At 69.5% G+C, this 18408-nt stretch carries 20 protein-coding genes and 1 tRNA gene; 10 read left to right on the top strand and 11 right to left on the bottom strand.

Features of this window, described 5'->3' with window-relative positions; translation table 11 throughout:
• Positions 1 to 28 precede the first annotated feature (28 nt).
• Positions 29 to 1189, top strand: a complete 1161-nt coding sequence (locus tag CVV72_RS27895; protein ID WP_219146506.1) for an epoxide hydrolase family protein — start codon at positions 29 to 31, stop codon at positions 1187 to 1189.
• Between the two features lie 69 nt (positions 1190 to 1258).
• On the opposite strand, the gene CVV72_RS27890 is transcribed toward CVV72_RS27895, so the two are convergent.
• Positions 1259 to 1864, bottom strand: coding sequence for a bacterial proteasome activator family protein (locus CVV72_RS27890; RefSeq protein ID WP_034309807.1), 606 nt, complete (start codon positions 1862 to 1864; stop codon positions 1259 to 1261).
• A gap of 134 nt (positions 1865 to 1998) precedes the next feature.
• Here CVV72_RS27890 and CVV72_RS27885 point away from each other — a divergent pair, with 134 nt between their 5' ends.
• Positions 1999 to 3198: a cysteine desulfurase-like protein gene (locus tag CVV72_RS27885; RefSeq protein WP_125679092.1), complete on the top strand. Its 1200-nt coding sequence runs from the start codon at positions 1999 to 2001 to the stop codon at positions 3196 to 3198.
• A gap of 51 nt (positions 3199 to 3249) precedes the next feature.
• On the opposite strand, the gene CVV72_RS27880 is transcribed toward CVV72_RS27885, so the two are convergent.
• Positions 3250 to 4227 carry an NAD(P)H-quinone oxidoreductase gene (locus CVV72_RS27880; protein WP_219146504.1) on the bottom strand — a complete coding sequence of 326 codons (978 nt, stop codon included), beginning with the start codon at positions 4225 to 4227 and terminating at the stop codon, positions 3250 to 3252.
• A gap of 80 nt (positions 4228 to 4307) precedes the next feature.
• On the opposite strand from CVV72_RS27880, the gene CVV72_RS27875 reads away from it, so the two are divergent.
• The 3 genes from CVV72_RS27875 (at position 4308) to CVV72_RS27865 (ending at position 7402) form a co-directional block, all read left to right on the top strand.
• Positions 4308 to 5849, top strand: coding sequence for a M28 family peptidase (locus CVV72_RS27875; RefSeq protein ID WP_219146502.1), 1542 nt, complete (start codon positions 4308 to 4310; stop codon positions 5847 to 5849).
• Between the two features lie 85 nt (positions 5850 to 5934).
• A complete protein-coding gene (locus tag CVV72_RS27870; RefSeq protein WP_219154172.1) occupies positions 5935 to 6756 on the top strand; it encodes a helix-turn-helix domain-containing protein in 822 nt (273 codons plus the stop codon).
• 64 nt (positions 6757 to 6820) lie between these two features.
• Positions 6821 to 7402: a dihydrofolate reductase family protein gene (locus tag CVV72_RS27865; RefSeq protein WP_219146500.1), complete on the top strand. Its 582-nt coding sequence runs from the start codon at positions 6821 to 6823 to the stop codon at positions 7400 to 7402.
• Positions 7403 to 7406: 4 nt separating this feature from the next.
• Here the strand turns inward: CVV72_RS27865 and CVV72_RS27860 are convergent, their stop codons facing one another.
• Entirely contained in the window at positions 7407 to 8321 is a 915-nt protein-coding gene (locus CVV72_RS27860; protein ID WP_219146498.1) for a neutral zinc metallopeptidase, read from the bottom strand.
• 539 nt (positions 8322 to 8860) lie between these two features.
• On the opposite strand from CVV72_RS27860, the gene CVV72_RS27855 reads away from it, so the two are divergent.
• Positions 8861 to 9364, top strand: a complete 504-nt coding sequence (locus CVV72_RS27855) for a MarR family winged helix-turn-helix transcriptional regulator (protein ID WP_219146495.1) — start codon at positions 8861 to 8863, stop codon at positions 9362 to 9364.
• Here CVV72_RS27855 and CVV72_RS27850 read toward each other — a convergent pair.
• Entirely contained in the window at positions 9354 to 10508 is a 1155-nt protein-coding gene (locus CVV72_RS27850) for an RNA polymerase sigma factor (protein ID WP_219146493.1), read from the bottom strand. The two genes, CVV72_RS27855 and CVV72_RS27850, sit on opposite strands and share 11 nt — an antisense overlap.
• On the bottom strand, positions 10505 to 10912 hold the full coding sequence (locus tag CVV72_RS27845; protein ID WP_219146491.1) for a YciI family protein: 408 nt from the start codon (positions 10910 to 10912) through the stop codon (positions 10505 to 10507). The genes CVV72_RS27850 and CVV72_RS27845 overlap by 4 nt, the downstream gene beginning before the upstream one ends.
• A 102-nt stretch (positions 10913 to 11014) precedes the next feature.
• Between CVV72_RS27845 and CVV72_RS27840 the strand changes: the two genes are divergently transcribed.
• Positions 11015 to 12781 (top strand): RICIN domain-containing protein, encoded by a 1767-nt coding sequence (locus CVV72_RS27840; RefSeq protein WP_219146489.1) that lies wholly within the window; start codon positions 11015 to 11017, stop codon positions 12779 to 12781.
• A gap of 49 nt (positions 12782 to 12830) precedes the next feature.
• On the opposite strand, the gene CVV72_RS27835 is transcribed toward CVV72_RS27840, so the two are convergent.
• The 3 genes from CVV72_RS27835 to CVV72_RS27825 form a co-directional block, all read right to left on the bottom strand.
• A tRNA-Ser gene (locus CVV72_RS27835) sits at positions 12831 to 12919 on the bottom strand.
• A gap of 95 nt (positions 12920 to 13014) precedes the next feature.
• A complete protein-coding gene (locus CVV72_RS27830) occupies positions 13015 to 13377 on the bottom strand; it encodes a DUF4190 domain-containing protein (RefSeq protein ID WP_034309829.1) in 363 nt (120 codons plus the stop codon).
• Between the two features lie 23 nt (positions 13378 to 13400).
• Entirely contained in the window at positions 13401 to 13688 is a 288-nt protein-coding gene (locus CVV72_RS27825; RefSeq protein WP_219146487.1) for a DUF2277 domain-containing protein, read from the bottom strand.
• 113 nt (positions 13689 to 13801) lie between these two features.
• Between CVV72_RS27825 and CVV72_RS27820 the strand changes: the two genes are divergently transcribed.
• On the top strand, positions 13802 to 14746 hold the full coding sequence (locus tag CVV72_RS27820) for an Ldh family oxidoreductase (RefSeq protein WP_255632287.1): 945 nt from the start codon (positions 13802 to 13804) through the stop codon (positions 14744 to 14746).
• Positions 14747 to 14842: 96 nt separating this feature from the next.
• Here CVV72_RS27820 and CVV72_RS27815 read toward each other — a convergent pair whose 3' ends face one another.
• Entirely contained in the window at positions 14843 to 15061 is a 219-nt protein-coding gene (locus CVV72_RS27815; protein ID WP_219146483.1) for an RNA-binding S4 domain-containing protein, read from the bottom strand.
• 7 nt (positions 15062 to 15068) lie between these two features.
• Complete coding sequence (locus CVV72_RS27810) at positions 15069 to 15821, bottom strand: serine protease (protein ID WP_219146481.1); 753 nt, start codon at positions 15819 to 15821, stop codon at positions 15069 to 15071.
• Between the two features lie 146 nt (positions 15822 to 15967).
• Here CVV72_RS27810 and CVV72_RS27805 point away from each other — a divergent pair, with 146 nt between their 5' ends.
• Together CVV72_RS27805 and CVV72_RS27800 are read left to right on the top strand one after the other, a co-directional pair.
• Positions 15968 to 16792 carry an SDR family oxidoreductase gene (locus tag CVV72_RS27805; RefSeq protein WP_219146479.1) on the top strand — a complete coding sequence of 275 codons (825 nt, stop codon included), beginning with the start codon at positions 15968 to 15970 and terminating at the stop codon, positions 16790 to 16792.
• A gap of 96 nt (positions 16793 to 16888) precedes the next feature.
• A complete protein-coding gene (locus CVV72_RS27800) occupies positions 16889 to 17548 on the top strand; it encodes a hypothetical protein (protein WP_255632286.1) in 660 nt (219 codons plus the stop codon).
• On the opposite strand, the gene CVV72_RS27795 is transcribed toward CVV72_RS27800, so the two are convergent.
• Positions 17536 to 18384, bottom strand: coding sequence for a LysR family transcriptional regulator (locus tag CVV72_RS27795; RefSeq protein WP_255632285.1), 849 nt, complete (start codon positions 18382 to 18384; stop codon positions 17536 to 17538). The genes CVV72_RS27800 and CVV72_RS27795 overlap by 13 nt on opposite strands.
• Between the last annotated feature and the right edge of the window lie 24 nt (positions 18385 to 18408).

The raw sequence follows: 18408 nt of genomic DNA, 5'->3' as shown, positions 1-18408 counted from the left end.
GTCCTCGATCCTCACTACCGTCGGCCCCATGACCGATGAGATCACGCCGTTCACGATCGCCGTCCCCCAGCGAGACCTCGACGACCTCGCCGCCCGCCTGGTGAACACGCGCTGGCCGGACGAGATCGACGGCGTCGGCTGGGGGCTCGGGACGCCGCTCGGCTACCTCCAGGAGCTCGCCGAGTACTGGCGGCTCCGCTACGACTGGCGCGCTCACGAGGAGCGCCTCAACGGGTTCCCGGGTTTCCTGACGAACATCGACGGCGCGAACGTCCACTTCCTGCACGCGCGGTCTCCGGAGCCGGACGCGATCCCGCTGGTGCTCACGCACGGCTGGCCGGGGTCCATTGTGGAATTCCTCGACGTCGTCGGCCCGCTTTCCGACCCGCGTGCGTACGGCGGCGACCCGGGGGACGCGTTCCACGTCGTCGTGCCGTCGCTGCCGGGGTTCGGCTTCTCGGGACCGACCACCGACGCGGACTGGGGCACCGGCCGGATCGCCGACGCCTGGACGGTCCTGATGTCGCGCCTGGGGTACGAGCGGTTCGGGCTGCACGGCGGCGACTGGGGCGCGATCGTGTCGCGCGACGTGGGGGTCCGCTGCCCCGAGCGGGTGATCGGCGCGCACCTGACGATGCTGCCGCACGCGGTGCCGGAATCCGAGGCCGATCTCGAGGGGCTCACCGGTGACGAGCTGGCTCGCGGAGAGGCGGCGCTGGCGCGCGGGCGAGAGTTCCAGACCGGCGAGCTGGGCTACGCGATGATCCAGGCGACCAAACCGCAAACGCTTGCCTACGGGCTCACCGACTCACCGGCCGGGCAGCTCGGCTGGCTGGTGGAGAAGTTCAAGTCCTATTCGGACTCGCGGGACGTGCCGGAGGACGCGATCGATCGCGACGACCTGCTCACCAGCGTGATGCTCTACTGGCTCACCGGTACGGCGAACTCGTCTTCGCGGATCTACGCCGCGCTGGGTCCGGCTTGGGGCGAGGGGCCCGCGAAGTCCACAGTGCCCACCGGGGTGGCGGTGTTCCCGAAGGACACCGGCCTGCCGATCCGGCACCTCGCCGAGCGCACCGACGACATCGTGCACTGGTCCACTCCGGACCGCGGGGGTCACTTCCCCGGACTGGAAGTGCCGGATCTGCTCATCGGCGACCTGCGGACGTTCTTCCGGCCGCTGCGCTGACCCTCCGGCTGCTATGAACGGGCCGTTCCTTGCGAAATTTTGCAAGGAACGGCCCGTTCATAGCGCGTGTCAGAGGTACTGGCCCGGCCCGTGCGACTCGCCGCCGGCCCCGTGCCCGCCCAAAGCGGCACCGCCCGCGGAAGGGCCTGCCGGGAGCCCGCGCCGCATCTGCTCCAGCTGCACCCGCGCGGCCATCTGCTGCGCGAACAGCGCGGTCTGGATACCGCTGAACAGCCCTTCCAGCCAGCCGACCAGCTGCGCCTGCGCGATCCGCAGCTCGGCGTCGGAGGGCGTCGAGTTCTCGGTGAACGGCCGCACCAGCCGCTCCAGCTCGTCCTGCAGCTCCGGCGCCAGCGCCTGCTCCAGTTCGCGGATGGAGGTCTGGTGGATCTCGCGCACACGGTTGCGGCTGGCGTCGTCCAGCGGCGCGGCGCGGACCTCTTCCAGCAGCTGCTTGATCATCGTGCCGATGCGCATCACCTTGGCGGGTTCTTCGACGAGGTCGCCGAGCGACTCTTCCTGAGCGGACTCGTCGTCGGAGCCGGGGGAGGCGATACGTGCGGTGCCGACCGGGGTGCCGTCGGGACCGACGACCACCACGTGGTGTGGGGAGTCTCCGCCGCCGTCACCGGGGGTGGTCGATTCGCGGGAAACTGGGTCGGTCATGTGCTCCATCCTGGCCTACGTCGGGCGCCGAGCGCAGTGTGGTTTTCGCCGCCGTCTCCGAGCGTAGCGGGAATCGTCGCACCCCGTGTTCGGGCAGCCAACCCCGGGTAAAGCGCCAAACCGCACGTCCGTACGGTGTCCCCATGGCGTTCGACGTCGCTCGTATCCGTGGGTTGTTTCCCGCGCTGGGTGACGGCTGGATTCACTTCGACGGCGCCGCCGGAATGCTCGTACCTGAACAGGTCGCTTCGGCCGTATCCACGGCCATGCGCGCTCCGGTGTCCGGACCGGGTGGAGCGTTTCCGGCCTCCCAGCGTGCGGAAAGCATTGTCACGGCCGCTCGCCGGGCGGTCGCCGACCTCGTCGGCGCCGATCCGGCCGGGGTCGTGCTCGGCCCCAACGCGCCCGATCTCATCCGCCGTCTCGTCGACGCGATGGCCGACCGCTGGACGATCGGCGACGAGGTCGTCGTCTCCCGGCTCGACGAGGAAGCCAACCTCGCGCCGTGGCGCCGCGCGGCGAAACGCGTCGGCGCGGTCGTGCGCTGGGGCGAGATCGACATCGAAACCTGCGAGCTGCCCGCCTGGCAGTACGAGAACCTCGTTTCCGCGCGCACCAAGGCCGTCGCGGTAACGCTGGCGTCCGGTTCGGTCGGCACCCGGCCCGACGTCCCGACGGTGATCGAGTTCGCCAAACGGGTCGGCGCGCTGGTGGTGGTCGACGCGACATACGCGGCGCCGTTCGTCCCTCTGGACCTCAACGCGCTCGGCGCCGACGTGATGGTGGTTTCGGCACAGGCCTGGGGCGGGCCGTCGGTGGGGGCGCTGGTCTTCCGCGATCCCGAGCTGCTCGAACGCCTGCCGTCGGTGTCGCTCGATCCGGCCGCGCGTGGTCCGGCCAGGATGGAGCTGGGGCCGCACGCGTACCCGTTGCTGGCCGGTCTGGTCGCGTCGATCGACTATCTGGCCGGTCTGGACGACGCCGCGATGGGCTCGCGGCGCGAGAAGCTGGTGACGTCGCTGGGGTCGGCGAAGTCGTACCACGCGGGGCTTCTGGCGCAGTTGTCCACGGAGCTGCGTTCGCTGCGGCACGTCATGGTCATCGGGGACGCCATGCGCCGGATCCCCGCGCTCGCGTTCGCCGTCGCGGGCAAGAAAGCGCCCGAGGTCGCCGAATACCTGGCCTCCCAGGGGCTCTGCGCCTTCGCCGACGACGGCACGAGCGGTGTCTTCGGGTCGCTCGGCGCCGCCGAAGTCGGCGGCGCCGTCCGCATCGGACTCGCGCACTACTCGAACGTCTTCGAGGTCAACCAGCTCGTCCGGGTGCTGGAAGAGATCCGCTAACCCGGACCCCGCCCCGCCGCCACCCTCAACGGACAGGCTGCGCCTGACTCGTCAGGATTTAGCCGCCAGCAGGACCTTGCCGAAAACCGTGCCTTCTTCGAGTGCGCGGTGCGCCGAAGCGGCTTCGGCCATCGGGACGACCTGGCCGACGATCGGCTTCACCGAACCCTGCTCCACCAACGGCCACAGCCGCTCGCGGACGTCGGCGACGATCGCCGCCTTCTGCTCCAGCGGCCGCGAGCGGAGCCCGGCGGCGTACACGCTCACGCGTTTGCCCAGCAGCTTGCCGATGTTCAGCTCGCCCTTGACCCCGCCCTGCATGCCGATGATCACCAGCCTGCCGTCCGCTTTCAGCGCGTCGATGTTGCGGTCGAGGTACTTGGCGCCCATGTTGTCGAGGATGACGTCCGCGCCGCCGGTCTCGGCGCGCAGGACCTCGACGAAGTCCTGCTCCTTGTAGTTGATCGCGATGTCGGCGCCGAGCTGGCGGCAGCTCTCCAGCCGTTCTTCCGAACCCGCCGTCACCGCGACCGTCGCGCCGAGCGCCTTCGCGACCTGGATCGCGTGCGTGCCGATGCCGCCCGCACCGCCGTGGACGAGCAGGACCTCGCCTTCGGACAGCTTGGCGTGCATCACCACATTCGCCCACACCGTGCACGCGACTTCGGGCAGTCCGGCGGCCGCGAGCAATTCGACTTCGGCGGGAAGCGGAAGCAGTTGTCCTGCCGGGACAGCGACCTTTTCCCCATAGCCGCCACCGGCGAGCAAAGCACAAACTTCATCACCGATTCGCCATCCCTCGACGCCTTCGCCGATTTCGGTGATCGTGCCCGAACATTCAAGTCCGAGAATTTCGCTCGCGCCCGGCGGGGGAGGGTAGTTGCCCTGGCGTTGCAGCAGGTCAGCGCGGTTGACGGCGCTCGCTGCGACTTCGATGACGACTTCGCCTTCGCCTGCCACGGGATCGGGGACCTCGGTCCATTCGAGAACATCGGGATCGCCGGGCTCACGGATGGTGATCGCGTACATACAAACGACCTTATCCCGGTGTCGTAAAGTCCGCCGAACGTCGGTTGACCTGTGGCGCGAACCACACAAAGGTGACGCCCATGTCATATTCGCGAAGAAGCATTGTTCCCTCGATCGTGGTGGCGGCCACCGCCGCGCTCACGGTCGGGATGGCTCCAGCTGCGACAGCCACCACGGGGATCGAAGGTCCCGCGCTGGCGAAGCAGCTCGTCAACAAGGTCAACGTGAACAACGTCAACCGGCACCTGGTCGCGTTCCAGCGGATCTCGGACGCGACCGGTGGCCGCCGCGCCGCCAGCACCGAGGGCCACAAGCGGTCCGCGGAGTACATCGCCACGAAGCTGGAACAGGCGGGCTTCGCGGTCACGCGGCAGGAGTTCCCCTTCACCTACGCGGAAACCCTCGCGGAGCGGCTGACGGTCGCGGGCACCGACGTCCCGGTGATCATCATGTCCTACAGCCCGTCGACGCCCGCGGGTGGAATCACCGCGCCGCTCGCGGTGGTCCCGGTCGACGACACCAGCGGCTGCGAAGCGGCCGACTACGCCGGTGGGGTCGCGGGCAAGATCGCGCTGATCCAGCGCGGTGGCTGCTCCTTCGCGCAGAAGCAGGCGACGGCCGCCGAGGCGGGCGCGCTCGGCGCGATCGTCTACAACAACGTCCCGGGCCCGGTCAACGGCACCCTGGGCGACCCGGCCGCGGGCAAGATCCCGACCGGTGGCATCACCCAGGCCGACGGCCAGGCGCTCGCCACCAAGGCAGGCGCTTCAGTCACCCTCGACCTGCGTGCCTTCCAGGAGGCGCGGACCAGCTACAACGTCCTCGCCGAGACCAAGACCGGTCGCAAGGACAACGTCGTGATGCTCGGCGCCCACCTCGACAGCGTCACCGAGGGCCCCGGCATCAACGACAACGGCACCGGTTCCGCCGCGCTGCTGGAGACCGCGCTGCAGCTGGGCAGCAAGCCGAAGGCCAACAACGCCGTCCGCTTCGGCTGGTGGAGTGCCGAGGAATTCGGGCTCGTTGGCTCGACGCACTACGTCAACTCGCTGAGCTTCGAGCAGCAGCTCGACATCGCGCTCTACTACAACTACGACATGATCGGTTCGCCGAACGCGGCGTACTTCGCGTACGACGGTGACAACTCCGACGGTGTCGGCGAGGGTGCGGGCCCGTACGGCTCGGCCCAGCTGGAGAAGACCCTGGTCGACTACCTGCAGCTCGGCAAGGGTGTCCCGGTCGAGGGCACGGACTTCACCGGTCGCTCGGACTACCAGGGCTTCATCCGCGCCGGCATCCCGGCCGGTGGGCTGTTCACCGGTGCCGAAGGCGTGAAGACCGCCGCACAGGCCGCCAAGTGGGGCGGTAGCGCCAACGTTCCTTACGACAAGTGCTACCACCAGGCCTGCGACAACCTCGGCAACGTCGACCGCGTCGCGCTCGACCGCAACTCCGACGCCGTCGCCTGGGCGCTGGGCGTGTACGCGATCAGCACCGAGAACATCAACGGTGTCTCGGGTGCCAAGGCCGCGAAGGCGCGGGAACTGCGCGCGGCCGAGCGGTCGCAGCAGCGGAGCCTGACGGCTTCGGTCCACGCTGACGACCACCACGTCGCCGCCTGATCCGAGTACCTGAAGCCCCCTTCCCCGCGTCTGGCGCGAGGAAGGGGGCTTCGGCGATGCTGTGGGCGTGGAGTACGTGTCCAGAGTGCCGCGGCCGCCGCTGGACGGGCTGATCGACGACCTCTACCACCTGGCCGGGGAGCCGCCGTACGCCCGGCTGACGTTGCCGCCGATGCCCGGGGCGTTCCTCATCGTCAACCTCGGACCGCCGTTCCGCATCCGCGCCGGCGGCGACATCGAGGCGGCCGAGTACACCGACGGCTGCGTGGTCACCACGCCCACTCGCGCGCTGGAGTTCGGCTACCCACCCGGAACCCGGTCCGTCGGCGTGCATTTCAAGCCATGGGGACCGTCGTCGTTCCTGCCGATGCCCGCGGCCGAACTGTGCGACCTGCCGGTGACCCTGGAGCAGGTTTGGGGCAGGCCCGCCGTCGCCGGACTGCGAGACCGGCTGGCCATGGCGGACGGACCGCACGAGATGCTGACGCTCCTCGAGGAGGAGTTGCTACGGCGGCTTCGCGAGACCGACGGCCTGGGGCTGGTCCGCCATACGAGCGGCGTTCTCGCGGCGACCCGCGGGGCGGCGGCGATCGGCGGCCTGAGCGTGGCGGCCGGGGTCAGCACCACTCATCTGGCGAAGCGGTTCAAAGAGCTCGTCGGTGTCACGCCGAAGCGGCTGGCCCGCGCCTACCGCCTCACCGCCACCGTGTTCGCGATCGACCCCGCCGGGCCGGTCGATTGGGGTGCCCTCGCCGGCGGGGCCGGTTACTTCGACCAGGCCCACTTCGGCCACGAGTTCCGGGAGTTCACCGGACTCACGCCGACCCGGTATCTCGAAGTCCGGCGGCGCTTCCTGCGCGAACATCCCGGCCACGCGCTGGACGGCTGGCCGCTGCCCGCCGATTGATTTCTTACAAGAGCGACGGCTCTCGACCCGCTACTTTCGGGGCATCCCAAGCAGAGGAGAGTCCGTGGGCAAGGTGGTCATGTACGGCTCGGTGTCGGTGGACGGGTTCATCGCGGACGACGGCGACCAGCCCGGACCGCTGTTCGACTGGCTGACCGGTGGTGACGTCCCCTTGGACGACAGCGGGGCGCTCAAGGTGTCACAGGCGTCCTACGACCACACCCGGCCGTACTGGGACGAGATCGGGGTGACGATCGCCGGCCGTCACGTCTTCGACCTGACCGACGGCTGGGACGGGAAGCCGCCGAGCGGGATCGACCACGTGGTCGTCGTGACGCACCGGCCCGCGCCCGAGGGCTGGGACCCGGAGGCGCCGTTCCACTTCGTCGACGGCGTCGAGGCGGCCGTCGCCAAGGCACAGGAACTCGCGGGTGACCGAGTGGTCGAGGTCGCCGCCGGCGACGTCGGCGGCCAGGCGCTGGCCGCTGGCCTGGTCGACGAGGTGCGCATGGACGTCGTACCCGTGGTGTTCGGGTCCGGCAAACGCTACTTCGGGTCGGTCCGGGCGCAGCACCTGCTGGAGGATCCCGACGTGGTGCTCCAGGGCGACCGGGTGCTTCACCTGCGTTGCCGGGTGCGCCGTTGAGGCCTCAGCCCAGGCTCTTGGCCGCGAAGGTGTCGCACCGGGCGGGCTCGCCGGTCTGGAAGCCGGTGGTGAACCACTTCTTCCGCTGCGCCGAAGTGCCGTGGCTGAACTGCGATTCGTCGACCCGGCCACCGCCGAGCTTCGACTGGATGTAGTCGTCACCGATTCGCGAAGCGGTGTCCAGCGCGGAGTCGATGTCCCCCTGGGTGACCTCGGTGATCAGCGGCCGCCCGGATTCGGTCGGGGTGGTCGTGGCGTGGTTCGCCCAGACGCCGGCATAGCAGTCGGCCTGCAGTTCCAGCCGCACGGAACCGGACGTCGGCCCGCTCCCGGTGCCCTTTTTGGACACTCCGGTGAGGTTCTGCACGTGGTGCCCGTATTCGTGGGCCAGCACGTACGCCTCCGCGAACGGCCCGCCCTGCGCGCCGAACCGGGTGCGGAGTTCGTTGAAGAAGGCCAGGTCGATGTAGACCTCGGAGTCGCCGGGGCAGTAGAACGGCCCGACGTCCGAAGTCGCGCTGCCGCAGGCGGTGTTCACACCGCCGTTGAAGAAGTTGGTGACGGCCTTGCGATAGGTCGACCCGGACCGCTGGAACTCCTGCCCCCAGTAGTCCTGGATCGAGTTGATGAAGCCGACGATCGCGCAGTCGTGGTTCCGGTTCGCGTCCGCGCCGGTCTTGCACTCCTGCGACAGCGACGTGTTGTCCATCTGCTGTCCGGTGCCCACACCGCCGAGGCTGCCCGAAGACGGGTTCAGGCTCACGCCACCGAACTGGGAGAACAGGAAGTAGATGACGAGGCCGACCACGCTGAGCCCGCCACCGCCGAGTGCCACCCGGCCGCCGATACCGCCACCACCGCCGCCGCGCAGGTCCTCGACCTCGGAGGTGTCCAGGCCCGCGCCTTCGTCGAATCGCACGGGGGAAAGCGTAGCCGGAAGACCCCGGATATGCCCGGGTGCGGCCACCCGGAGCGGCCGCACCCAGAACTACCGAGGTTGTCTTGTTCCGATCGCCGGTTGGCCGCGATCACCGGGCCGGCGCCGGGCACTGCCGAGGCGGTCGAAGAGGCCGCGAACCCGAAACAGGCCGGAGTGACGCCGAATGCGCGAGAATTGTCGAGCGCATCTTGAGATGCCCGCGCTCATCGCTGTTCACAGTCGCGACCGACCCGGTCCTTTCCGTTCCGGTCGCGGGGACACAGCAGGCGGTCAACCGCGAGAATCACCCGCCATACCACCACCTGACCCTTCCCGGCTGGGGAGCAGGTCGGCGACCCTTCGAGGAGATCGCCCGTTACTTGCCCGACCATCCGCTGACAAGCAGAATGCGCCTTTTCGCGCCGAGTCTCAACCTTTTCGTAACCCTCCTTCGGGCGAATGTTCCGCCGGGTTTTTCACGGGCCGAAAAGTGACCGGCGGGTATGCGCCTTGTGCGATCAACGCTCTACGCTGCGTGGATGGCGGTGGAGCAGAAGGAAGTGCGCTGGCTGTCCGAGTCCGAGATGGTGGCCTGGCGCTCGTACATCGTCGCCACCATGCGGCTGCGGCAGCGTCTGCATCGCGAACTCTCCGAGCGCCACGAAGTCACCCTCGCCGATTACGAGGTCCTGGTCTGCCTTTCGCTCCAGCCCGACCGGCGGATGCGGATGACGGAGCTGGCGAGCATGCTCGGCTCGACCAAGAGCAGGCTTTCGCACCAGATGGTCCGGCTGGAGGCCGACGGTCTCATCCGCCGCACACGTGACCCGGCCGACAAACGCGGTGTCGTCGCGGAGATGACCGGGCGCGGCGCGGAACTGCTGGAGGGGGCCGCGCCGACGCACGTCGAGGGGGTCCGGGAGCATCTGATCGACCTGCTGAGCCCCGAAGAACAGCAGGTGCTGGGGCAGGCCTTCGGGCGGGTGCTGGATCACCTGTCGGAGATCGACGGCCTTCCGCGCCTGCCGCCGATCACTTCTTGAGGGCGTTGAGCCGCGCGGCCTGACGGGTCAGGTGCGCGCGCTCGGCCAGGTTGACCGCCTTGGCGGCGGCCTCGCCGTACAGCCGCGCCGCCGTCGTCAGGTCGCCGTCGCGCTCGTGGAGGTACGCCGCCACCGCCGCGTACCGGGGCAGCGAGCCGTCCAGTTCCGCGAGCGCGGCCAGGCCCGCGCGCGGTCCGTCCGCCTCGCCGACGGCCACCGCGCGGTTGAGCCGGACGACCGGGCTGCGGGTCAGCCGCACGAGTTCGTCGTACCACTCGACGATCTGCGTCCAGTCGGTCTCCTCGGCGGTGGGCGCGTCGGCATGGAGTGCCGCGATGGCGGCCTGTGCCTGGAACTCGCCGAGCCGGTCGCGGGCCAGCGCCGCCTGCAGGATCTCGACGCCCTCGGCGATCAGGCGCGTGTCCCAGTTGCCGCGGTCCTGTTCGGCGAGTGGCACCAGTTCGCCGCCGGGAGCCGTCCGCGCGGCGCGCCGGGCGTGGTGGAGCAGCATGAGGGCCAGCAGCCCCGCGACCTCGGGATGGTCGATCAAGGCAGAGAGGCGGCGGGTGAGCCGGATGGCTTCGGCGGCGAGGTCGACGTCGCCGGAGTAGCCCTCGTTGAACACCAGGTAGAGCACGCGGAGCACGGTGGCGACGTCACCGGCCTGGTCGAAACGCACGTCGGAGACGGTGCGCTTGGCCCGGCTGATGCGCTGCGCCATGGTCGCTTCGGGGACCAGGTACGCCTCGGCGATCTGGCGGGTGGTGAGCCCGCCGACGGCGCGAAGGGTGAGCGCGACCGCCGAAGACGGCGTCAGCGACGGGTGGGCGCACAGGAAGTACAGCTGCAGCGTGTCGTCCACCGCGGGGACGGGCCCGGGGGCGGGCTCCTCGTCGACGAGGTCTTCGCGACGGCGACGGGCGGCGTCCGACCGGGCCATGTCGAGGAACTTGCGCCACGCGACGGTGACGAGCCAGCCTTTCGGATCCTTCGGCCGGTCGCCGGGCCAGACGCGGACGGCTTCGATCAGCGCTTCCTGCACGGCGTCCTCGGCGGCCGCGAAGTCGGCGCCTCGGCGGACGAGGATTCCGAGGACGTTCGGTGTGAGGCTCCGGAGCAGGGCCTCGTCCGGTTCGGCGCTCACTCCGTGATGACGAGCTGCTCGCTCAGGACCGGGCGCACTTCGAGCCACTCGTGGATCGGCTTTCCGCCCGCTCCCGGTGCGGCCGACAGCTCGGCCGCCAGTTCGAGTGCCCGCTCGTAGCCGTCGACGTCGATCACCATGAAGCCGGCGATGAGGTCCTTGGTCTCGGCGAAGGGGCCATCGGTGACCGGCGGCTTGCCCTCGCCGTCATACCGGACGAAGGTGCCTTCGGGGGCGAGAGCCTGCTCCTGGACGAACTCGCCGGTCTCCACGAGCCGGGCGGCGAAGTCCTTCATGTAGTTCATATGCGCGGTGATCTCGTCCGGGGCCCAGTGGTCCATCGGCACGTCGTTGACCGCCGCCGGAGCGCCGCGGTAGTGCTTGAGCAGCAGGTACTTGGGCATGCCGGAAGGGTAACGGCAGTCTGCCGGTCTTTCTGCCTGGTGGTCTATACCTCCGACCTCTAGCGTTCCTATCGCGTTCCTCTCTCGCGAAAGGAAGAGCCCTTGTTCCAGGCGAAACGGCTGCTGGTCATAGTCGGTCTCCTTGGTGGTTTGCTCGTCGGGGAGGCCGCGGCCTCCGACAAATTCGCGGTTTCCGTCGCCAAGGACCACAGTCATCCACTGCCACCCGGCGCCACCCCCGTGGCGCCGCTCGCTCCAGCCGTCGCTCAGGCGCAGGTCGCCGCCAATCCGGTGGTCTGCGAGGGCGACGGGGTATCCGGCAAACGCGTCGAGCTGGTCTACGTCCGTGAGGCCGGTCAGCCCGACCGGTACACGACCGTCGTGCCGTCCCTGCGCGCCTACGCGTCCGGGATCGACGACGCGTTCAACGACAGCGCCGCGGCGACAGGCGCCAGCAGGCATCTTCGGTACGTGACGACCGCGGGCGCGGGCTGTCAGGTCGCCGTCGCGAACCTCGTGGTGCCCGACGGCACGTATCTGTCCGGCGCCATCCGTGACCGCGCCATCCAGGCCGGTTTCTTCAACGCCGACCGCGACTACATGCTGTTCTCCGACAACCCGCACACCTGTGCCGGCACGTGGGGCGACAGCGACGATCAGCCCGGTCCCGCCAACGCCTTCAACAACGGCAGGCACTACACGGAGATCGCCGTCCCCTGCTGGGGTGTCAACGCCGCCGCCCACGAACTCGGCCACATGCTCGGCGCCGTCCTGCCGGGCGCTCCGCACTACCAGGGCGGCGGCCACTGCTCCCAGGAATGGGACCTGATGTGTTACGGCGACACCCAGTCCTTCGACTGCACGGAACGCGATTTCGATCGGCTGCTGGACTGCGGCAACGACGACTACTTCAGCACGAACCCGACCCCCGGCAGCTGGCTCGCCACCCATTGGAACGTCGCCAACAGCGCCTTCCTGATCAAGAAGGACACTCCCGACAACGACGACGGCCACGCGCGAGGCGGCAAGACCTACGTCATCACCGGCGCGAACGGCGACGCCATCGACGTCGTGGGTTCGTCGACCGGCGGCCTCGTCAACCTCAGCCACCGGCCGCGCGACGACTCCATGAGCCAGAAGTGGATCCTCGGGTACAACACGGGATTGCAGCTCGTCAACGCCAACAGCCAGCTGTGCGCCGACAGCGCGCAGAGCGGAACGGCGCCGGGTACGCAGATCCTCCAGTACAACTGCAACGGCCAGAACGGCATGCGGTGGGCGTTCCAGCCGCTCGGCAACGGCAAGGTGGCGATCTTCAACTACCTGACCGGCTACGCGATCACCGACGGCGGCGCGTATCCGGCCCCGTTGGTCCAGCAGCCCTACACCGGGGCGGCCAACCAGCAGTGGACGCTGAACCCCGTCGCCGACCCCGGCCCGAAGGTGGGCACGAAGTACTACCTGACGGTCGCCACCAACGGCAACAGCGCGGCGGTCGTCGACGGTTCGTCGTCGGCGGGCGCGAAGATCACCCACGTCGCGCGGCAGAACGACAACGGCCAGAAGTGGCGGCTCACCGACGCGGGCGGCGGGTACTGGAAGATCTCCAACGAGCGCAGCGGTCAGTGCCTGCGGCCGGTCTCCGGCAGTACCGCGGAGGGCGCGTTCCTGGAACAGACGCACTGCGGTTCGGCCACCAACCAGCAATGGAAGCTGCTCCGGAGCGCCGACATGCGCTACGGGCTGGTGAACCGGGCCAGCCAGCTGGCGGTGCGGCAGGTCAACAACGGGACGGCCTCGATCCTGGAGCAGCGGCCCTTCCACGGCGGCCGCAGCGATGAGACCGTCTGGGCTCTCGTGCCCGCGTGAACGCGAAGCTCCCCAGGTCCGCGGGCCTGGGGAGCTTCGGTTTCAAGACTGGCGGTAGCGGTGGGATTCGAACCCACGGAGGACAGAGCCCTCGCATGTTTTCAAGACATGTTCCTTCGGCCGCTCGGACACGCTACCGCTGTCGAGGGTATCCGACGGGGGAGTGCCGACATGCTTCGGATCTAGTCGAAGCGCAGCTTTCCGTTGAGGGTGGTGGCGGGGGCATGGATGGACTAGTCGAAGTCCCAGTCGGTCAGGATCCCCACGAAGATGAAGCCCGCCAAGAGCAGGACGATGATGGCGACGCCGATGTAGCCGATGATGATCGCCGCGAGCGCCATCCCCTGACCGCCCGCTTCGCCGCGTTTGGCCTTGGAATGCGCGATATGCCCCATGATGACGCCCGCGATCGACGGCAGGCCGCTGCAGGCGACCAGGCTGGCGATCGACACGACCAGCGCCGCGATCGCCAGGCCCTGCTCCTGCGGCGGTTGCGGCGGGCCGTACCCATAGCCCGGTTGCTGGTACGGCTGCCCGTACGGAGGTTGCTGGCCGTAGGGCTGCTGGTGACCGTAGGGGTCTTGCGGGTATGTCACCCGCTCACCGTAACCGCCCGAGTTCAGGAAGCCTGGGTCTTCGCGGCCTTCGCCGCGATTCGCGCCTGGACCTCGGGACGGCGCAACGGTGGCACCGTCGCCGGCGGCTGACGGCGTGCGGGCAGTTCGGTCAGCAGCCGCCGGGTGATCTCGGTGATCTCGGCGACGGCGGCCTCGAAGGGCTCGCGGGTGGCGTCGGACAGGCTCTGCACCCCGGACACCTTGCGGACGTACTGGCGGGCGGCGGCCTCGATCTCGTCCGGCGTCGCCGCCGGCTCAAGCCCTCGAAGCGTCGTGATGTTCCGGCACATGGCCCGATGGTACGTCCGCCCACCGACGTTTCCGAGTGCTTCGATCACACAGTCGGTTAGAAGCTGCCTTGGTTCGTTGACGCCGAAAAACGCGGTTGGGCACCCTCGGCGGAGTGCCCCTCAGACCCCGTTCTCTTCGCCGCGCGCCCGTCGAGCCGATCCCCGAACCGGCCGAACCCTCCCCGATCCCGGAACAGGTCTGGCAGCGCGTCCCGATCGACGCCCTGATCGACCTGGTCACCGAGATCTTCACCGCGCACGACCTGCCGTGGTCGCGCGCCAGGATGGCCGCCGAGGCGTTGTGCCACGGCGATCTCACCGGAACGCCGGAGTCCGGTGTCGCCGAACTGACCCGGCTGCATCTGCCGATGCTGGTCGACGGCACGGTGCGGCCGAGGGCCGAACCGCTGATGATCGCCGACCGCGGCGCCGCGGCCCTGATCGACTACCGCCGCGCGCCCGGGCTGTGGGCCGTCGGCGACGCGATGGACCGGGCGGTGTCCCGGGCGGGCCGGTACGGCGTCGGGCTCATGTCGGTCCGCGGTGTCGGTCCGTTCGGCCGTGCCGGGCATCATGCGGCGAGGGCGTTGCCGCACACCATGATCGGGCTCGTCATGGCGGCGGGCGGTGAGCTCGGGAAGGCCGCGAACCCGCTCGGCATGGCCGCCCCCGCGGGCGCGTACCCGGAGTTCGTCCTCGACCTGGACACCCTCGCGGATGTCGACAGCGCCGCCGTCGCCGGCTTCGCGCTGTTGGTGGAGATCTTCGCCGGGGTGCTGTCGGGCGTCGGCGACCACGATCACGACACCGGCCTGATGGTGATGGCCATCGCGCCGACGACGCTCCGCAGCGCCGACGGGTTCTACAAGGCGGCCAGCGCGCTGTTCGGCAGCCTGCTCGGCTGGGAGGGCGGCACCCCGGTCCGCTATCCGGGCTGGCGAGAGGCGCAGTACCTCGAACAGTGCCAGGCGCTCGGGGTCCCGTTGAACGAGCCGGTGCACCGCGAACTCGAAGAACTCGCGAGGGCGTTGCGCCTGGCGCCGTTGCAAGGCCGCTAGTTTCGCGTGCTCAGACGGCCGTGTCGTCCGTTCAATCACGCGTGTCGTCCGTCTGAGCACGCGAGTTGGCCGTTCGATCACGCGAGGCACGGGGCGCTAGGCCAGGACGACGCGGCCGCCTTCGCCGCCGACCTCCACGACGTCACCGTTCGTCAGCTGACGGCCGCGCCGGACCTCCACCTCGCCGTTGACCGTGACCTCTTCGGCGTCGAGGAGGTCTTTGGCGTGCGAACCGTCTTCGGCCAGGTTGGCCAGTTTGAGGAACTGGCCGAGGCGGATCGGCTCGCCGGTGATCGGGACGTCGCGGATGCTCATGGGGAGATCATCCCCGGGCGTCCATCTTCCGGTACAAGGTGGCGACGTCGGTGTCGAAGTAGCTGCTGTAGGACGTGTCCGGATCGTCCCCGCCATACAGATAGCCACCGATCACGCCGACGACGGTGCCGAGTTCGGTCTCGGGGTCGGCGCCGACCACCCACGGGCCGCCGCTGGTGCCGGTCGTGAAGCCGGGGCACGCGACGCGCATCTGGTAGGTGTCGGCCTGGGCGCTGGAGCCGTGGCAGACGACCGGCGCCTCCTGTTCGTCGGGATAGCCGGTCAGGGTGATGGTATGGGCGAATCCGCCGCCGGTCAGCAGGGTGTTGGCGCCGGTGACGCTTTCGAGGGTCTTCGTGGTGCCCGCCTGACGGGCGGTCGCGAAGCCGACGTCGAGGTCCGGATCGGAGGACTCGGCCCAGCCGTCGGGAACCTGCGGATCCGAGACGTCCCAATAGCCGTAGGGCGCGACGCCGTCGTGATAGCCGGGCGCGAACGTGATCCCCGTCGCGTATTCGCCGCCTTCGCCGTCGTGGAGGCAATGCGCCGCCGTGAGCAGAAGGTCTCCGGGGGCGCTGTGGACGACGCTGGCCGTGCAGAAATGCGTTCCGTCGAGGAAGAGCGCGCCGATCGCCGGATTGGTCCGAGGCGCGCCGGGGGTGGCCGCCACGGTCGCGCCGCCCGCGGTCGCGGCGGGATCCGGCGCGGCGGAACAACCGGACAGAACGACACAGAACACGAGCAACAGGGCGCGGCGCATCGCCTTCCTTTCGCTTGTCCACGGCTGTCGGAGTTCCAGATCACCATAAGTGGTACGCGAACACAGCCCGAATCGATCAACGCACAGCAAGCTCACAGCCGTAGTATGTGTTACCTCCGGTAACAGTCGAGCGGGTTGGAGCGGGTATGAAGTCGTTCACGGACAAGGTCGTGGTGATCACGGGCGCGGGCTCGGGGATCGGCAAGGCGCTCGCGATCGAACTGGCGGGGCGGGGCGCCAGGCTGGCGCTGTCCGATGTCGATGCCGTCCGTGCGGCGGGCACCGTGGCGGAGTGCGAGAAGGCGGGTGCGACCGCGAAGGCGTACGCGCTCGACGTCGCCGACCGTGACGCCGTCCTCGCGCACGCCGAGGAGGTCGCCGTGGATTTCGGCGGCGCCAACGTCGTGGTGAACAACGCCGGGGTGGCGCTCGGGGCCACGGTCGAGGAAATGACCTGGGACGACTACGACTGGTTGATGGGGATCAATCTCGGCGGCGTGGTCAACGGCACGAAAGCGTTTCTGCCGCAGGTGATCGCTTCGGGTGACGGGCATATCGTCAACCTTTCGAGTGTGTTCGGCTTCATCGGCGTGCCCACGCAGAGTGCTTACAACGCGGCGAAATTCGGGGTGCGGGGGTTCACCGAGGCGCTGCGGCAGGAAATGCTGATCGCCCGGCATCCGGTCAAGGTCAGCTGCGTGCATCCCGGCGGCATCAAGACGAATATCGCCCGTGACGCGCGGGGCGGCGTCGAGCGGGACATCGACAAAGCGGCCGAAGGATTCGAAAAGATCGCGAGGACGACGCCGGAGAAGGCCGCGCAGACCATCGTGCGCGGTATCGAACGGGGGACGGCGCGCATCCTGATCGGCCCGGACGCGTATGCCATCGACGCGATTCCCCGCGTGCTCGGCTCTTTTTACCAGCGGCCGCTCGCCCTGCTGGGGCGCATGGGAATGAAGCGGCTCTGAACGGAGTAACTCTCCGTGCTCCGGACGGCTCGGGATAACTCGATCGGGGTGCGTTACTTACGGCGGCGTCGGAAATGCACCACAATGCTCAAGTTCGTGATTCCGCTTCCGGAGGTCCCCATGCCGCGCGCCGCCCAGCGCCGTCCGTCGACTGACGCGTTCTCCGCGCCTGTCGAGACCGTCGAACTCCTGGACCGGACGGGGATCATCGCGGCGAGCCTGCCGAAGCGGCGGCGCAGCCCGGAGAACGAACCCGAGCCCGAGCCGATGCCGGTGCGCTCCCCGGTCTGCGAACCGGTGGTGGACAAGGACCTGCGGCCCAAGGCCGTCGTCATCCACCGTCGCGCCCGCTCCTGGCTCGTCGGCGGGGCCGGGGTGGCGCTGCTCGCCATCGGCTGGTTCGCCGGCACCTTCGCCGTCGAGCCGGTCGACGACACCGCCCTGCCCGAGCAGCCGCTGCCCGCCGTGGCGACCCAGCAGGCGGCGCCGCCCGCGCAGCCCGCGCCGCAGGCCGCCCCGGTGACCGTCTACGTCCCGGTCACCGTGAAACAGCAAGCGCCCGCGACGAAGAAGAAGCCCGTCAAGGAGCAGGTCGTCGCCCTGCCGCCCGCCGAGACCAAACCGCCGGAGCAGCCGCGTTCCGACACCGGATCGCGGGACAAGCCCGCCGACGGCCTCCGGAGCCTGATGGATCCCGTCGTGGCGAGTTCGCTGGCGATGGAGATGGCGCAGGGAATGATGAGTTACGGCCGCTGACCGGTCAGCGCGGCGGCCAGCGCGGAGCCCTCGCCGGGGTCGCCGTGCACGAGTTCGGTGCGGTGCACCACGCGCGGCGAGGACAGGGAAAGCGTGCTCGTCCCGGTGAGCACGTCCGCCGGGAGCAGTGCCAGTCCCTGACCGGCGGCGACCAGGCCGAGCAGGCCGCGGACGTCGGTCCCGGTGTAGCGCAGGCGACCTCGGAACCCGTCGGTCGAGGCGGCTTTCCTCAAGCGCTCCAACGGAATCGCGGTGTCCGGTGCGTCGATCCAGCCCGCGTCGGCGAGTTCGGCCAGCCGGACGGACCGTCCCGTCATCGGATGGCCCGCGGGGATCGCGACCGCGAGCGGGCGTTCGCCGACGACGGTGGTGGTGAGCGGACCGACGTCGGGCAGTGGCAGAGGATCGCTCGGCGCGGTCATCCCATCGACGAGACCGAGGTCGAGTGTGCCCGCCGCGACCTCCGTCAGGACGGCTTCGCGGCCCAGGACGCGTAATTCGGTGCCGCGCGGCACGGCGGCGGCGACCTCGGCGGTGAGTGACAGCGGGGTCAGCCCGAGCACGACCCGGCCGGTGGGCGCCGCGGTGAGCCTGGCGAGATCCGCGCGAGCGGCGTCGAGCCGGGTCAGCAGCGGACCGGCGTGTTCGAGGAGACGTTCCCCGGCCCGGGTCGGTGCGACGGGCCGCCGGGTCAGCAGCGTGGTGCCGAGATCCTGTTCGAGCGTGGCGATGTGCTGGGAAATCGCGGACTGCGTGTAGCCGAGGTCGCGGGCCGCCCGCGAGAACGAGCCGCCGCGTGCCACCGCCACGAAGGTGCGGAGCAGATGGGTCTCCATGGTCATCAGTATCGCTTATCGAAC

The organism is Amycolatopsis sp. TNS106, assembly GCF_019330265.1.
Taxonomy (GTDB): domain Bacteria; phylum Actinomycetota; class Actinomycetes; order Mycobacteriales; family Pseudonocardiaceae; genus Amycolatopsis; species Amycolatopsis lurida.
The sequence above is the reverse complement of the archived record's forward strand: the minus strand, read 5'-3'. Positions and strand labels throughout refer to the sequence as shown.

Bases quoted from the DNA above. Each gene is read 5' to 3' on its own strand.
- CVV72_RS27880 (WP_219146504.1), bottom strand. From the start codon at position 4,227: ATGTACGCGATCACCATCCGTGAGCCCGGCGATCCCGATGTTCTCGAA.
- CVV72_RS27845 (WP_219146491.1), bottom strand. From the start codon at position 10,912: ATGCCCAAGTACCTGCTGCTCAAGCACTACCGCGGCGCTCCGGCGGCG.
- CVV72_RS27890 (WP_034309807.1), bottom strand. From the start codon at position 1,864: ATGGAGCACATGACCGACCCAGTTTCCCGCGAATCGACCACCCCCGGT.
- CVV72_RS27855 (WP_219146495.1), top strand. From the start codon at position 8,861: ATGGCGGTGGAGCAGAAGGAAGTGCGCTGGCTGTCCGAGTCCGAGATG.
- CVV72_RS27885 (WP_125679092.1), top strand. From the start codon at position 1,999: ATGGCGTTCGACGTCGCTCGTATCCGTGGGTTGTTTCCCGCGCTGGGT.
- CVV72_RS27895 (WP_219146506.1), top strand. From the start codon at position 29: ATGACCGATGAGATCACGCCGTTCACGATCGCCGTCCCCCAGCGAGAC.
- CVV72_RS27815 (WP_219146483.1), bottom strand. From the start codon at position 15,061: ATGAGCATCCGCGACGTCCCGATCACCGGCGAGCCGATCCGCCTCGGC.
- CVV72_RS27805 (WP_219146479.1), top strand. From the start codon at position 15,968: ATGAAGTCGTTCACGGACAAGGTCGTGGTGATCACGGGCGCGGGCTCG.
- CVV72_RS27795 (WP_255632285.1), bottom strand. From the start codon at position 18,384: ATGGAGACCCATCTGCTCCGCACCTTCGTGGCGGTGGCACGCGGCGGC.
- CVV72_RS27875 (WP_219146502.1), top strand. From the start codon at position 4,308: ATGTCATATTCGCGAAGAAGCATTGTTCCCTCGATCGTGGTGGCGGCC.
- CVV72_RS27810 (WP_219146481.1), bottom strand. From the start codon at position 15,821: ATGCGCCGCGCCCTGTTGCTCGTGTTCTGTGTCGTTCTGTCCGGTTGT.
- CVV72_RS27825 (WP_219146487.1), bottom strand. From the start codon at position 13,688: ATGTGCCGGAACATCACGACGCTTCGAGGGCTTGAGCCGGCGGCGACG.